The following is a 14835-nucleotide window of genomic DNA, read 5'->3' on the forward strand; positions in this document are numbered from 1 at the left end:
AATGCGCACAAGAGGAACCTTCACTGGGATACTATTTGATGAGTTCGGCTCAGATTTATTTGTTGACCGTAATTCAGCGATGGAGCAGGTTGAAGTTGGAACCGGCCGTGGTAGGCGAGCTTGCGCAAGCCGATACATACGAGTTGGTGACTAGTGTGACCGCAATCCCCGCTAGGGCGACCGGCATTCTCGATTGGGATTGCTTACTACTCTTGTTTGTTCGGGGTCTGGCTGCCTTTTCGACTAGAGATCAGTGTCCATATGACGTCGATGACGAAGAAGATGACCCATATCTTTCCTGCGCCGTACAAGAAGCTTGGGATTCCTTCGAGCTCGGGTCGGCCTCCGGAGGCGAGGTGTTCGCCGAAGTCGTTGGTGCTGAATGAGTCCACTATCCAGGACATGCCCGTGAAGGCCAGTGCGATCTGAGCGATGGCGAAAATGAGTAGATGCCAGCCGAGGCCAGTGAGTTTGGAGTTATCTGCCTTGGTTGTTGCCATCATCTTTTCCTCTTGGTTATGTTCGGGTTGCCAGGCCTGTGGGCCTGGCGTGTTCATTTCCTCTGAAGTAGAAACAGCCGGTGCTGTCACCGGGCTTGGCTCGTCCCGGGGGACGTTGGCGGCGCCAGAACGACGTACAGCCCACGGCGTGACGATGGCTCCGGCGGCGATGACGCTCGCAAACAGGATGCAGGCAACCTGCCAGGAAGTTGTCTCATAGCTGACGCCAGCCACTAGCGCACCGACTCCGGCACCGGCCAACTTGGCTGACTCGTAGAGCCCAAATCCTTTTCCGCCGCGTTCACGTGCTACCTCGGCGATGACGGATTGCTCGATCGGGATGATAGCTGCCCACGCCGCTGCACTAAGAATCCACAGGGCGGCGATCGGCAAAGGTGAGGGCGCGAACGCTAAAGTGAACGCGAATGTGGCACTGGATAGCGCTGCGATAGCTGCGACTCTGCGCCGTCCGATCCTCAAAGTGATCCGGTGTGCTGGCCCTGGAACCAGGCTTATCACGATGGCGCCAGGCAGGAATACCAGCGCGATGGAAACCACGTCGAGGTCGAAAGCCTTTTGAAGGTGCAGCAGCAACAGCAAGCCAATTGCTGCTTCAGCCAGCGAGGTTAGTGCGGTAGCAACCAGCATTGGTCGTAGTCGCTGCGTCGGGAAGGCTGACTCTGCCTGTTTCGGGGACACAGTGGCGCGTCGAGGTGCTGTTGCGATCATTACCGCAGCGACGAAGCAGGCACCGGAAGCGGCCCAGAAAACACCTTGGAAATTCAGTGAACTGATTAGTGTCAGGCCGGCGACGAAGGCCACCCAAGATCCAGTTTCCTGCCACGTCATCAGCTTGGGAAAGGCAAACGAATCTGTGCCCGCCGATTCGCTCACTATGGCCCGTAACGACACCCAGAACAACGCACCCCCAAACCCACCGAGTGCCGCCGAGATAAAGGCCATTGCCGAACCCGCGGATAGTGCATATCCAGCGCACGAGAGCCCATACAACACTGCCCCAGCAGCTGCAATATTCCGACGTTCCCACACATCGGCCAGCAGCCCGGCGGGAAACCTGGCGGCAAAAGAGACAAAGAGTTCCGCTGCAACCAGTACGCCTATCACGGTCGCATCCAGCCCGAGCGCTGTTCCCGCCCAAAGGGGAATAAGGAAATCCAGCAAGTCTGCGGGGCCACCGACCAGCGCTGCCGACCACCTCGCTGAGGATTGGCGAACGGGAGCGCTCTGGGTAGTTGATGGCGATTTCATATTCAGAGAATACACACGTATTCTGGTGTTTATGAAATCAGGGATAAATAAGCGGGAAGCCTTTGCCGCATCGGTACTGGACCTGATTGTTCGTGGCGGTATCCAAGCTGTCAGTATCCGAACCGTGGCAGCAGATTCGGGCTGGTCCGTCGGGGCCTTGCAAAAGACGTTCTCCAACAAGGAAGCCCTGCTCCGTGCCGCCGTTAATCTGGTTATTTCCAGAGCCGAGGCGCGTATGAATGCTCTCCCTTTCAGTGGAGATGCGGTGGACTACCTGGTTCGCATGGTCGAGGAAACTTTGCCCCTCGACCAGCAGCGCAGAGAAGAGGCCATCGCCTGGAATGCCTTCGCTGCCGAGGCTATCCACACACCGTGGATCGCTGAAATCCTTATAGGCCAGGACAAGCTAGTCTCTGAACAATTGGTAGAGGCCTTGCGGTCTTTTGGTACAGCGCAACCGGAAGCTGCTGCGGCTGGCATCATTGCTATTTCAGACGGCTTCGCGCTCCGGCTTCTATATGACCCGACACAGGCAGCGGAATTCTGTACGGCACTGCGTCCAATCATCAATCATTTGCTCACCATCTAGGCCACCTAGCACGGAATCCCGCAAGCCGAACGCTCAGTTGGACGGTCGACGGAATGAACAGACGCGGGAATTTGAAAGGTTAGAACTAGCCAATAACATTTTGCTGAGTGGTTCATGCCAGAATGCGTTTATGAAACTTAACCAAAAACTCGTCAACGCGGCAATAGAACACATCAATCGTCGCTGGCCAGATGCGGAGCAGGCCGTCGCTGCCGCCTTGTACCTCGAAGATGGACAAATATTAACTAGCATCAGCCTCGACAATTTTAATGCTGCGGCTAACCTGTGTGCTGAAACGGGTGCCATCTGTCAGGCGTACAACATGGATCGACGAGTAACCGCCTCAGTTTGCGTGAGCAAGGCAGCCGGTGAAGACCAAGTTACGATTCTTGCTCCTTGTGGTCTTTGTCAAGAAAGACTCGCACTTTGGGGGCCGGACGTTCAGGTCGCGGTATCAGATCCCGGCTCAGCTGGAGGGTGGGCTGCGCGTACGCTGATTGAAGTCAATCCGTACTACTGGGCCACGGAGTTCACCGATGATGGGGCATGGCCAACTACTGCGGACCACAACGGATAACCGAAGGCAATACTTCTTTTCGCGTCGTTGGCTTTCGTCCCGCATACATTCCACTGGCTAATGCAGTCCACGCTTTACTAATTGCAATGCCATGTTGCACTAAGCGGACCATTTTTGGAGTCGTGCCAGATTTTAGGTTCCCTAAAAATGAGAGTCTACGATCCGTCCCATGAGCCGGTCGCTAGCCGATGAGTTTGCGGTGGGTGTTCGGAGCCTTCAGCATCTGGGCAGTACGCCCGCATGCCGAACGCTCTGTGGGACGCCGTCATCTATGCCAGAGCTAGAATGAGGTCATCTGCGTGCAGCGATGCGTATCGGTTTCATATTTGGATCTTAAGGAATGCAGGTGATGTGTATGTTGATAGTGATTCGTGGAAATTCAGCCTCAGGGAAAAGCACGATCGCGCGCATGCTGCAAACCAAACTCGGGAAACTTACAGCGGTGCTTCAGCAGGATCACTTTCGCAGAGTTATTTACCATGAGCGAGAGCAGGAAAGCCTAGCTCACGCAGACCTACTCGAAATTGCTGCCATTCATTGTCTAAACCGTGGACACAACGTAATCCTGGAAGGGATCTTTAACGCCTCCAGATACGGGGGAATGTTAGAGCGCGTGGCAGCGCATACTGCTGATGCCAGATTTTATTCATTCGATCTCGCTTTCGAAGAGACTGTCAATCGACATTCGACGAGACCGCAAGCCACTGAATTCAGCGATAAAGATATGCGCGGTTGGTACCACGGATGGCAGCCTCTTCCGTTCGTATCAGAGATGCGAATTGTTGCTGATGAAACTCCCGAGCAAATCGTTGAACGTATTTTGCAGCGCCCCACCCGCTAGAAGGAACTTTTCACCTACAGGTTTCCCGTAAGCCGGTCCTCTGGGGAAACGTACGTAAGAGGAACGCTCTACGGGACGAAACCATCACCACGGCGTATCCCGAAGATAGATAGCACCTTTGCGGACACCGGCCCGGCACGTTGTTGTTGGGCAAAGCGTCATGCCTGATGTCGCGCTGGCTTCCTCGCCTGGAATGCTCCTGAGGAAACAAGACATAGACTGAGTCACTATGAGAGAGACCGATCAAGAAGTTGGTTACGTCCGGTTCGAGCATGTTGCCCCGGACGAGATTTGGGCTGAAGTCACAAATCTCTTCGTCTTGTGTTTCGCAGCCCATCCTTACAATGAATCAGCAGATGAGCTACAAAGTATTGTTCAATGGGGCCCAGAGAAACTTGCTAGTCCTGGTGGGCGGCTTGTCGTGGCGAGGCACGATGATCAACTGGTCGGCTTTGCTTTATCTCAGAGGCTTGACCAGGACAGCTCTTGGTTGCAACGACTCAATGGGATGCCGCCAATGCTAGATTTGGACATCTTGCCTTCGAGAACCTTGGTTGTCCAGGAACTCGCTGTCAACGAAAACTTTCGAGGCCGTGGGATAGCCAAACAATGCATCCGTGGACTTCTCTCTAACCGAGCCGAACAAGATGCCGTCCTAGGTGTTTTTGGCCAAGCCACCCAAGTCCGAGAAATGTATAGGCACTGGGGTTTTTCGGAGCTCGGCACCTCTCCCATTTACGGCGGAACCGTGACCCTGCATGCCTTGCATCACAAACTTCCATGGACGGCCTAGGTTTCCAGCTTCAGACCAGTCCGTATGCGGGAACCCGCAAGCAATCATCTTCACCTCTGCAACAGTCGCTTCGTCCCACAGGGGTATGTTGGGACTATCGTTCGGGACCGTCCCGCAAGACGGTCGTTATACGGGACAGACGCTCAGCTGACTTCTGATATTTTCAAAACTTCGAGTTTCCAACGATTTCGCATTCCCATATACCCCGCCCGAGAAAATGCCCGGTGAACGGGGGCTAAGCGGGACACATTTCTGGGCGTTTGCTCCATAAAAATAGTGGCGCAGAAACCGAAGTTTCTGCGCCACCATTTCGTCAATTCAGGAAGTACCCGAAGCGGCCGACTAGTCGACTAATTCTGACAGTTCCAGCCAACGTTCTTCCAGGACGTCAACTTGTTCTCGAAGTTCACGAATCTCGGCCGTGATCTTGCCCAGACCTTCGAAGTCGCTTTGATCATGTGCTGCCAACTTTTCGTTCAGCTTGCTGATCTTCTGGTCGAGCTGACCGACCTTGCGCACGTTCGCGTTCAGTTCTTTCTGCGCGGCTCGACGGTCAACGCCCGAGCCGCCCGCAGTTTTGCCGCCCTTTGCAGAAGCGCTTGTGGGGTTGCCCGAGCCCTTGGAGCTTTCTGAACTGCGCAGCTCCAGGTATTCATCTACGCCACCTGGCACATGACGGAAGTTTCCATCGAGGATTGCGTACTGCTGATCGGTGACGCGTTCTAGCAAGTAGCGGTCGTGGGAAACGACAATCAAGGTACCTGGCCAAGAATCCAACAGATCTTCGAGGGCGGCCAGCATGTCGGTATCAACATCGTTAGTCGGCTCATCGAGGATCAGCACATTTGGCTCATCCATCAGGATCATCAGCAACTGAAGCCGGCGGCGCTGGCCACCGGATAGTTCCCGGACCTTGGTGGACAGATGTGCCGAGGAGAAGCCCAAGCGCTCCAAAAGCTGCGCCGGGGTCAGATCCTTGCCGTCCACATTAAAAGTAGTGCGGTAGCGGGCCAAGATCTCTCGGACCCGATCCTCGCCGATCTTTTCCAATTCACGGAACTGCTGGTCCAGCACCGCGAGCTTAACCGTCTGGCCGCGCTTGATCGTGCCGCCGGTAGGCAATACGGTTCCTGCAATCAGGCCCAAGAGCGTGGACTTGCCTGCGCCGTTGGCACCGAGCAGGCCGGTGCGCTCACCCGGGGCGATGCGCCAGGTGAAAGGCTTCAGGATGCGCTTCTCACCGAAGCTGACCTCGGTGTCCAAGAGATCCACCACATCCTTGCCCAGACGCGTGGTTGCCATCTTCTTCAGTTCCAGCGGATTGCGAACCGGTGGAACGTCGGCGATCAGCTGGTTTGCCGCTTCGATGCGGAACTTCGGTTTGGCAGTTCGCGCCGGGGCACCTCGGCGAAGCCAAGCGAGTTCCTTTTTCATCATGTTCTGGCGCTTGCCTTCGGTCACCGCCGCAATGCGATCACGCTCGACGCGCTGCAGGATGTACGCGGCGTAGCCGCCTTCGAAGGGTTCAACTAGGCGGTCATGGACTTCCCAGGTGTCGGTGCAGACCTCGTCCAGGAACCAGCGGTCGTGGGTTACGACCATGAGCCCGCCCGAATTCTTCGCCCAGCGATTCTTCACGTGATTCGCCAGCCACGAAATGCCTTCGACGTCCAAATGGTTGGTTGGCTCGTCGAGGATGACCACGTCCCAGTCCTGGACGAGCAATGCGGCCAAGGCGACGCGTCGTCGCTGGCCGCCGGAGAGGGTGGAAATTTTCGCTTCCCAATCCAAATCCGCCACCAGGCCGGAAACCACATCGCGAATGCGTGCCTCGCCGGCCCATTCGTGGTTTTCCATGTCGCCGACCAGCGCGTAGTGCACGGTAGCGTCGGAATCCAAGGTATCGCTCTGGTCGAGCACACCGACGCGCACTCCGCTGCGTCTAGTCACGCGGCCTGAGTGCGGCTCGATTTTGCCCGCGAGCATGCGTAGGAGCGAAGATTTGCCTTCGCCGTTGCGTCCCACGAGCCCGATGCGGTCACCTTCGGAAATACCGATGGTGACCGAGTCGAATACGACGTGAGTGGGATATTCCAGATGTAGGGTTTCGCCCCCGAGTAAATGAGCCACACCTCTAGTTTACGAAGCAGGGCAAATCGAGACGGATCCGCATCACCTGGAACCGGTGATTTTTTGCCGGAGAACAGCTGGAAGGACAAAAATACCCCTTCTTGGGTGTGTTGTGCGATTTCACTCAGGACATGGAACGTGGCAGAATAATTAGCGTGCTAAACGGGCAATGCCCGCGCGGTGCGTTTTCCGCCCTGGTGTAATGGCAACACGCCAGCCTTTGGAGCTGTGCATTGTAGGTTCGAATCCTACGGGCGGAACCACTTTGCTCAAGCGCCCCCTGCGGGCGCTTTTCTTTTTGGCGCCAGTTAAGCCGATCTTCTTCCGCGCGATAGACTGTCACCGGGGTTTTACTTCAATGCCGGAAACCTCAAACTCGACTTCGCAGGAGAAAGCACTTGAGCGATCAGGTCAACGCACCAGTAGCCGTTATCGTCCTCGCCGCAGGCGCGGGAACTCGGATGAAATCGGCGAAGCCGAAGATCATGCATGAAATCGCAGGTCGTTCCATGATTTCCCACGCGTTGCACGCAGCTTCTGCGTTGGAGCCAAAGAGCTTGGTCGCCGTGGTGCGTCACCAGCGTGACCTCGTGGCGGCGCATATTCTGGGCCAGTTCCCGAACATCACCATTGCCGACCAGGACGAAGTTCCCGGCACCGGACGCGCCGTGCAGCAGGGCCTTGAAGCGGTGGATCCAGCCCTCGAAGGAACCGTCGTGGTGACCTACGGCGATGTGCCATTGCTCACCAGCGAGGTGCTCTCCGGATTGGTTGTCACCCACGAGGCCAGCGGCAACGCGGTCACCGTGCTGACCACCGAGCTGGATGACCCTTCGGGCTACGGGCGCATCCTTCGCGATGAGAACGGGGACGTCTCCGGCATCCGCGAACAGAAAGATGCCAACGAGGCCGAGCTGGCCGTCAAGGAAATCAACTCCGGCATCTATGCATTCGATGCCGCCATGCTGCGTTCGGCGCTGACCGAGGTCACCACCGACAACGCGCAGGGCGAAATGTACCTGACCGACGTGCTCGCCATTGCTCGCTCGCGTGGCGGCCGCGTCGCTTCCTCGCAGATCGCCGACCGCTGGCAGATCGAGGGCGCGAACGACCGCGTCCAGGTCTCCAACCTGGCCCGCATCTACAACGAGCGCAAGGCCGAATTCTGGATGCGCCAGGGCGTGACCATCGTTGATCCGGCCACCACCTGGATCGACGCGACGGTCATCATTGGCCAGGATGTCACCCTGAAGCCGGGCACCCAGCTGCACGGGGAGACCATCATCGGCACCAACGCGGTAGTTGGCCCCGACACCACCTTGACCAACGTGGTGGTCGGCCAGAACGCCACGGTGAAGCGCACCGACGCTACCGACTCGCGCATCTCCGAGGGAGCCAGCGTGGGTCCATTCGCTTACCTGCGCCCGGGGACCGAGCTCGGCCCGGACGGCAAGATCGGCGCGTTCTACGAAACCAAGAACGTCACCATCGGCCGCGGCTCCAAGCTCTCGCACCTCGGCTACGCCGGGGATGCCGAAATCGGCGAATTCACCAATATCGGCTGCGGCAACATCACCGCCAACTACGATGGCGAAAAGAAGCACCGCACCAAGATCGGTTCGCATGTGCGCACCAGCTCGAACACCGTGTTCATCGCCCCGGTAGAACTCGGGGACGGCGCCTACACCGGCGCTGGCGCGATCGTACGCAAAAACGTCCCGGCCGGTGCGCTTGCGCTGTCCGTGGCCCCGCAGCGCAACACCGAGGGCTGGACGCTGGAGAAGCGCCCCGGCACCCCTTCGGCCGACGCCGCGTTCAAGTCCTCATTGAATGGCTCGGATTCCGAGTAATTCATTCGAGGAAGTCATTTCCTCAGACCACCTCATACGTGATAGCGAAGCGAGCGAGAAAGCAAACCCCATGAGTGAAATCAGCCATAATGTCGATAAAAAGCTGGTCCTGGCCACCGGCCGGGCACACCCGGAACTGGCAGCGGAAGTCGCCAAGGAACTGGACACCGAACTGCTCCCGTTGAACGCCTACGACTTCGCTAACGGCGAGATCTACGTTCGGTCGGATGAGTCGGTCCGCGGCAAGGAAGTCTTCCTGCTGCAGTCCTACCCGGCCCCACTGAACAACTGGCTGATGGAACAGCTGATCATGATCGATTCGATGAAGCGCGCCTCGGCGCGGCGCATCACCGTGGTCGCACCGTTCTACCCGTATGCCCGCCAGGACAAGAAAGGCCGTGGCCGCGAGCCGATCTCGGCTCGTCTGGTCGCAGACCTGTTCAAGACCGCAGGCGCAGACCGGGTGATCTCGTGCGATCTGCACACCGCGCAGATCCAGGGCTTCTTCGACGGTCCGGTGGACCACCTGTTTGCTTTCCCGCTGCTGGCCGACTACATCCGCACCAAGGTGGATGTGGAGCAGGTTACCGTGGTGTCCCCGGATACCGGCCGCGTGCGCGTTGCCGAGCAGTGGGCCGAACGCCTCGGCGGTGCCCCGCTGGCGTTCGTCCACAAGTCCCGCGATCTGACCATGCCTAACCAGGCCGAGTCCAAAACCGTGGTGGGCCAGGTTGAAGGCCGCACCGCGGTGCTGATCGACGACATGATCGACACCGGTGGAACCATCGCCGGCGCGGTGCGCGTGCTGAAGGAAGCCGGAGCCAAGGACGTCATCATCGCCGCCACCCACGCGGTGTTCTCCGAGCCTGCCGCGCAGCGTCTGGCCGAGTCCGGTGCCACCGAAGTGGTTGTCACCAACACCCTGCCGATCCCTGAAGAGAAGCGCTTCGAGAACCTCACCGTGCTCTCGATCGCACCGATGCTGGCTCGCGCCATCTCCGAGGTCTTCCACGAAGGTTCGGTGACGAACCTCTTCGACGGCCGCGCCTAGCAGTCCTCGTTTCGCAAGCCTCTGGCCGGCACCTTCGGGTGCCGGCCAGAGGCCGTTAAAAGCTATTTACCAGCGCATGAAGCTCAGCCGTCGGAAACCGGACCCTGCCCGGCTTCGGTGCGCGCCAAGGTGTGAGAGGCTTCGAGCAGCTCACGAAGCACGCCCAGATCGATCTTGGACAGCCGTCCCAGATAGAGGCAGGCCTTGCTGGCCCGGTGCGGGCCGAGCGCCGCGAGCAGTTCGGGCCACTTCTCGGCGAAATCGCTTTGGAGATAGAGGGTGTGCTTTGCGGATCCTGGGGCGAAGGCCATGAGCGGCGCCCGTGCGCTGCGCCCGTTGGCATGGAAGTATTCGTATTCACCGAACCCGATGATTTTCCCGGCCCAGACCACCGGTGTCTCTGCCGTGATTTCCTGATAGAGGCTCAGCAGCTCCTCGGCCTCGGCCCGCCGTGTCCCGGGGGCACGGTCCAAGACTTCTGAAACCGGCATCTCGGACGGTGACATCGCTGGTTGTTTCGTAGCCACAAGTGCTCCTTGGTTTAGGCGGATTCTCACCGTTGATCTATTGGATTGTTGCCACGCTACCGGGGGAGCGGAACTATGCCAAAAGGTATCATCTCTTGATGATGTGGGATGGGCTACATGTTTTTTCTCCGGGGTGAGTAACTGGTAGAATTACTCATTGTGCCCAGGCGAGGGAAACATCTTTTTTGATGTAGCCGTTATCGACAAGGCCGGAAAAGCTCTTTCATCTCCAGATGATGGATGCTTCCCAGGTCCACGCAGGGCGTAAGAAGTAGCATTCATTTACTCTAAGGAGATTCATCATGGCATCTGTCAACCTTGACGCCGTAGTCCGTTCCGATTTCGGCAAGGGCGCAGCCCGTCAGGCCCGCCGCGACGGCATGATCCCAGCAGTCATCTACGGTGCAGGCTCCGAGCCACAGCACATCCTGCTGCCAATCCACGAGACCACCCTGGCCATCCGTGACCGCAGCGTTCAGCTGGTTCTGAACATCGAGGGCAAGGAAGTAACCACCTCGATCAAGGATGTTCAGGTCCACGCCATCAACCGCACCGTTGATCACATGGACCTGCTGATCGCTGCGTAATTGCACTCTTCGGAACTGCAATACAGCTTTTAGTAGCTAAGACTCATGAGCAATGACACTTGGCTGGTAGCCGGGCTCGGGAATCCCGGGCCCGGCTACGCTGGCAATAGGCACAATATCGGGCACATGGTGCTCGACGAGTTGGCACAACGTTCCGGCTCTAAATTCAAAACCCATTCCTCGCGTGCCCAGATTATCCAGGGCCGGCTAGGCATCGGCGGACCCCGCATCGTCTTGGCCAAACCCCTGACCTACATGAACCTCTCCGGTGGACCGGTCGCGAACCTCGCCAAATTCTTTGGCATCGGGATCGAAAAATTGATCGTCGTCCACGACGAGATCGACATTCCCTTCGATACGGTCAAGCTCAAGCGCGGCGGGGGAGAAGGCGGCCACAACGGGCTGCGCGATATCTCCAAGGCCATGGGCTCCAAGGACTATCTTCGCGTGCGTGCCGGCGTGGGGCGTCCCGCCGGGCGCATGGATACCGCGGACTGGGTGCTGCAGGACTTCTCGAAAACCGAAAAGCAAGCGCTGCCGTTTCTCATCGACAATTCGGCGGACGCAGTCGAACTGTTGATGTCCTCCGGGTTGGAAGCGGCGCAGGAGAAGTTTCACACTTCCTGATCGTATTGCGATCAAAGCGGTCAGAATTTTTGCCACTGCGGCAGGGGTTCTGGCCGTTTTGCCTTTGCTGAGGGGTTGCTAACTAAGGACTTACTTAGATGTGTTCTGCGTTCTAGAGTGGAATAATTAGCTAATGTACCCTTTGCCTAATCAGCTTAAGCGATCTGGCAAACCACATCCATTACCTCGGAGGACCACGTGCAGACGGTTACCGGTCACCCAGAAACCACCGAAGCGCTCTCTCAAGCAGAGGTCGCACGGATCAAAGCAGACTTTGAAATCCTGGAGCACCAGGTCAACGGCACCGAGCTCATCTATTTGGACTCCGGAGCGACCAGCCAGAAGCCACGCTGCGTCTACGAAGCCGAGCAGCATTACTACGAGAACGCCAACTCGGCAGTGCACCGCGGTGCACATACCCTCGCCGTTGAAGCCACCGATATTTTCGAGCAGGCACGCGAGACCGTGGCCAAGTTCATCGGCGCGCGCAGCAACGAACTGGTGTGGACCTCGAATGCCACCGAAGCGTTGAACCTCATCTCCTACTCGCTTTCCAACGCCTCGCTCGGCCGCGGCGGCGAGTCTTCCGCACGCTTCCGGATCGGTGCCGGCGATGAGATCCTGGTGACCGAGATCGAGCACCACGCAAACCTGATCCCTTGGCAGGAATTGGCGTTCCGCACCGGCGCGACCTTGCGTTACGTGCCGGTCGACGAGCACGGGGCACTGCGCTATGAGTTGCTCGACGAGCTGATCAACGAGAAGACCAAATTGGTGGCCTTCACCCATGTGTCCAACGTCCTGGGCACCATCACGGACGTCGCGCGTTTTGTCACCGCCGCGCGGAAGGTCGGAGCACTGACGGTGCTGGACGGATGCCAGTCGGTCCCGCATATGCCCGTTGACGTGAAGGCCCTGGACGTGGACTTCATGGCCTTCTCCGGACATAAGATGCTCGGCCCAACAGGCATCGGCGGCCTCTACGGCCGTGCCGAGCTGCTGGACGCCATGCCGCCGTTCCTGACCGGCGGATCGATGATCACCGTGGTCGATATGGAACATGCCGAATTTCTTCCGTCGCCGCAGCGCTTCGAAGCCGGGACACAGCGCATCGCGCAGGTCCACGGGCTGGCTACCGCCGCCAGCTACTTGGACGAGATCGGCATGGATCGCATTGCCGCTTGGGAGGAACACCTCGGGGCCATGCTCTTCGAGGGACTGTCCAAGCTGGAAGGCGTGCGCGTTTTCGGTCCCTCCGGCATCAAACGCATCGGCACCGTGCCTTTCGAAGTCATCGGGGTCCACCCGCATGATGTGGGCCAGTTCCTGGACTCGCGCGGCATCGCCGTGCGCGTCGGACACCATTGCGCCCAGCCGCTGCACCGTGCCCTGGGAGTATCTGCCACGACTCGTGCAAGCACCTACCTTTACAACACCGAGCAGGACGTTACCGCGCTGATCGAGGCCGTTGCCTCCGTGCGTGAATACTTTGGAGTTTAAATGAACGAGCTAGATCAGCTGTACCAACAGGTCATCCTCGACCATGCCAGGCGTCGTTTCGGCTCGCCCTTGGTCGACCCGGCAGACGGCGAACTGCATGGCGAATCGCACCAGCACAATCCCATCTGCGGAGATCAGATCCGTGTCCGCGTGGCTCTGGATGGCGACGCGCATTTCACGGCGATGAGCTGGGAAGGAGACGGCTGTTCCATCTCCATGGCCTCCGCCTCGGTGCTCAGCGAGATGCTCCCGGAGATGACCAAGGATGAATTCCTGGACAAGCTGGAAGTCTTCCGTGAAATGATGCGCTCGCGGGGCACCATGGTTCCGGACGAGGACGTGCTGGAAGACGCTGCGGCATTCGTTGGTGTCTCCAAGTTCCCGGCACGCGTTAAGTGCGCCATGCTCGCCTGGGTGGCAGCCGAAGCAGCCATGCTGGGTGCCAACGCCTGAGCGGATCTCAGGGCAGCGCCAGAGCCTCTAGATATAAAGAAACCCTTGCTCCGCACATTGAAAATGTGCCGAGCAAGGGTTTCTTCGTCAAGCAGAGCTAGTCTTTGTCGCCGGGCTGGTAAACATCCGGGATGCCATCTTTGTTGTCATCGCGTGTTTCGCGGGCGGCAATGATCTTGTACCCACGGTTGCGCGGGATCAGCCACAAGGCGCCGAGGATCGCGGCAATGAAGGAGCCGGCCAGGATTGCGACCTTTGCATGTTCGTAGTGCACCGATTCCAGACCGAAGGACAGCTCGGAGACCAGCAAGGAGACGGTGAAGCCGATGCCCGCCAGCAGCGTCACGCCGAACAGGTCAGCCCATTTGGCGTCCTTATCCAAGGACGCCTTGGTGAACTTGGTGAGCAACCAGGTGAAGCCCATGATGCCGATCGGCTTGCCGAGCACCAAGCCAAGCACGATGCCCCAGAGCACCGGGTCGGTGAACAGCCCGCCGCCGCCGGAATCGGAGGAAACCACAGTGACACCCGCGGCGAAGAAGGCAAAGATCGGGATGCAGAAACCGGAAGAGAGCGGACGGAAGCGGTGCTCGAAGAGTTCGGACAAACCATAGCCTTCACGACCGTCGGTGCGTTTGACCGGGATGCAGAAGCCCAGAACCACGCCCGCGATGGTTGCGTGAATTCCCGAACCGAAGATGAAGATCCAGGTAATGACGCCCAGCGGCAACAGGATCGCCCACGCCGCCCAGGCGCGCTTGGCGAAGAACTTGCCCAGGGAACGGGCCAGCACGGTGAACAGGATGATCGGAATCAGGGCCAGCCCGAGGTAGGCCAGCTTGAGCTCGTCGGTGAAGACGAAGGCGATGATGACGATGGCGATCAGGTCATCAACCACCGCGAGGGTCAGCAGGAAGATGCGCAGCGCGGCCGGCAGAGCCGAACCGATGACGGCAAGCACCGCGACGGCGAAAGCGATATCGGTCGCCGTGGGGATCGCCCAGCCGCGGAGCAGCTCGGTGCCGCCCCCGGAACCGGCGGCGATAGCCACGAAGACCAATGCCGGAACCAGCACGCCACCGAAGGCAGCGGCAACCGGGACCGCCGCGGTTTTGACGTTGCGCAGATCGCCAATGACGAATTCTTTCTTCAATTCCAGACCGGTCAGGAAGAAGAACACCGCCAGCAAGGCGTCGGCTGCCCAGTGGCCGATGGAAAGATTCAGGTCGACACCGAAGAGGGTGGGCCCGAAATGAAAATCACGCAGCGCAAAATAGGAATCGCGCATCGGCGTGTTGGCCCAAATGAGAGCGAGGATCGCGCCAGCGATGAGGACCATGCCGCCGACGGTTTCCTTGCGCAGGATATCTCCAATGCGCACCGACTCTTTGTAGCTTGGGCGCGAAAACAGGTTCCTTGGCGAACCTGAAGAGGGCGTTGGAGTCATTGTTGAACTCGCTTACTTCGATAAATGAAAATTTGTTCGCCGACCAGACTTCCCGGCACACCTGACTTTAACACTAGCGCGAAACGTGGCTCGA

14 protein-coding genes and 1 tRNA gene are annotated in these 14835 nt (G+C 58.5%); 11 read left to right on the top strand and 4 right to left on the bottom strand.

The annotated features are described in order from the left end of the window. Positions 1-206 precede the first annotated feature (206 nt). The gene (locus tag ACT3UQ_RS03885) at positions 207-1769 is read right to left on the bottom strand and encodes an MFS transporter (protein WP_105553851.1); all 1563 of its coding nucleotides are present in this window, start codon (positions 1767-1769) and stop codon (positions 207-209) included. A 31-nt stretch (positions 1770-1800) separates the two neighbouring features. Between ACT3UQ_RS03885 and ACT3UQ_RS03890 the strand changes: the two genes are divergently transcribed. From ACT3UQ_RS03890 to ACT3UQ_RS03905, 4 genes are all read left to right on the top strand, one after another. After that, positions 1801-2358: a TetR/AcrR family transcriptional regulator gene (locus ACT3UQ_RS03890; protein ID WP_105553850.1), complete on the top strand. Its 558-nt coding sequence runs from the start codon at positions 1801-1803 to the stop codon at positions 2356-2358. Positions 2359-2488: 130 nt separating this feature from the next. Then, a complete protein-coding gene (locus ACT3UQ_RS03895) occupies positions 2489-2935 on the top strand; it encodes a cytidine deaminase (protein WP_105553849.1) in 447 nt (148 codons plus the stop codon). Between the two features lie 355 nt (positions 2936-3290). Beyond that, positions 3291-3776 carry an AAA family ATPase gene (locus ACT3UQ_RS03900; RefSeq protein ID WP_181148478.1) on the top strand — a complete coding sequence of 162 codons (486 nt, stop codon included), beginning with the start codon at positions 3291-3293 and terminating at the stop codon, positions 3774-3776. 229 nt (positions 3777-4005) lie between these two features. Beyond that, complete coding sequence (locus ACT3UQ_RS03905; protein WP_105569855.1) at positions 4006-4569, top strand: GNAT family N-acetyltransferase; 564 nt, start codon at positions 4006-4008, stop codon at positions 4567-4569. A gap of 342 nt (positions 4570-4911) precedes the next feature. Here the strand turns inward: ACT3UQ_RS03905 and ACT3UQ_RS03910 are convergent, their stop codons facing one another. Then, a complete protein-coding gene (locus ACT3UQ_RS03910) occupies positions 4912-6699 on the bottom strand; it encodes an ABC-F family ATP-binding cassette domain-containing protein (protein WP_096287593.1) in 1788 nt (595 codons plus the stop codon). A gap of 188 nt (positions 6700-6887) precedes the next feature. Between ACT3UQ_RS03910 and ACT3UQ_RS03915 the strand changes: the two genes are divergently transcribed. The 3 genes from ACT3UQ_RS03915 (at position 6888) to ACT3UQ_RS03925 (ending at position 9600) form a co-directional block, all read left to right on the top strand. Beyond that, positions 6888-6962 (top strand) — tRNA-Gln (locus ACT3UQ_RS03915). Positions 6963-7097: 135 nt separating this feature from the next. Further along, positions 7098-8549 carry a bifunctional UDP-N-acetylglucosamine diphosphorylase/glucosamine-1-phosphate N-acetyltransferase GlmU gene (gene glmU / locus ACT3UQ_RS03920; RefSeq protein ID WP_105553845.1) on the top strand — a complete coding sequence of 484 codons (1452 nt, stop codon included), beginning with the start codon at positions 7098-7100 and terminating at the stop codon, positions 8547-8549. Positions 8550-8619: 70 nt separating this feature from the next. Continuing rightward, positions 8620-9600, top strand: coding sequence for a ribose-phosphate diphosphokinase (locus ACT3UQ_RS03925; protein WP_096287589.1), 981 nt, complete (start codon positions 8620-8622; stop codon positions 9598-9600). 83 nt (positions 9601-9683) lie between these two features. Here ACT3UQ_RS03925 and ACT3UQ_RS03930 read toward each other — a convergent pair whose 3' ends face one another. Further along, entirely contained in the window at positions 9684-10127 is a 444-nt protein-coding gene (locus ACT3UQ_RS03930; protein WP_105569856.1) for a DUF1801 domain-containing protein, read from the bottom strand. A gap of 302 nt (positions 10128-10429) precedes the next feature. On the opposite strand from ACT3UQ_RS03930, the gene ACT3UQ_RS03935 reads away from it, so the two are divergent. The 4 genes from ACT3UQ_RS03935 (at position 10430) to sufU (ending at position 13294) form a co-directional block, all read left to right on the top strand. Then, entirely contained in the window at positions 10430-10714 is a 285-nt protein-coding gene (locus ACT3UQ_RS03935; protein WP_105553843.1) for a 50S ribosomal protein L25, read from the top strand. 45 nt (positions 10715-10759) lie between these two features. Then, a complete protein-coding gene (gene pth / locus ACT3UQ_RS03940; protein ID WP_105569857.1) occupies positions 10760-11341 on the top strand; it encodes an aminoacyl-tRNA hydrolase in 582 nt (193 codons plus the stop codon). Positions 11342-11539: 198 nt separating this feature from the next. Next, on the top strand, positions 11540-12841 hold the full coding sequence (locus ACT3UQ_RS03945; protein ID WP_105553841.1) for a SufS family cysteine desulfurase: 1302 nt from the start codon (positions 11540-11542) through the stop codon (positions 12839-12841). Continuing rightward, complete coding sequence (gene sufU, locus ACT3UQ_RS03950; protein WP_105553840.1) at positions 12842-13294, top strand: Fe-S cluster assembly sulfur transfer protein SufU; 453 nt, start codon at positions 12842-12844, stop codon at positions 13292-13294. It begins immediately after the preceding gene. Between the two features lie 97 nt (positions 13295-13391). Here the strand turns inward: sufU and nhaA are convergent, their stop codons facing one another. Beyond that, positions 13392-14675, bottom strand: a complete 1284-nt coding sequence (nhaA, locus tag ACT3UQ_RS03955; protein WP_308727260.1) for a Na+/H+ antiporter NhaA — start codon at positions 14673-14675, stop codon at positions 13392-13394. Positions 14676-14835 lie beyond the last annotated feature (160 nt).

This window comes from Glutamicibacter sp. AOP12-B1-11 (assembly GCF_052379245.1).
In the GTDB taxonomy this organism is placed as follows: domain Bacteria; phylum Actinomycetota; class Actinomycetes; order Actinomycetales; family Micrococcaceae; genus Glutamicibacter.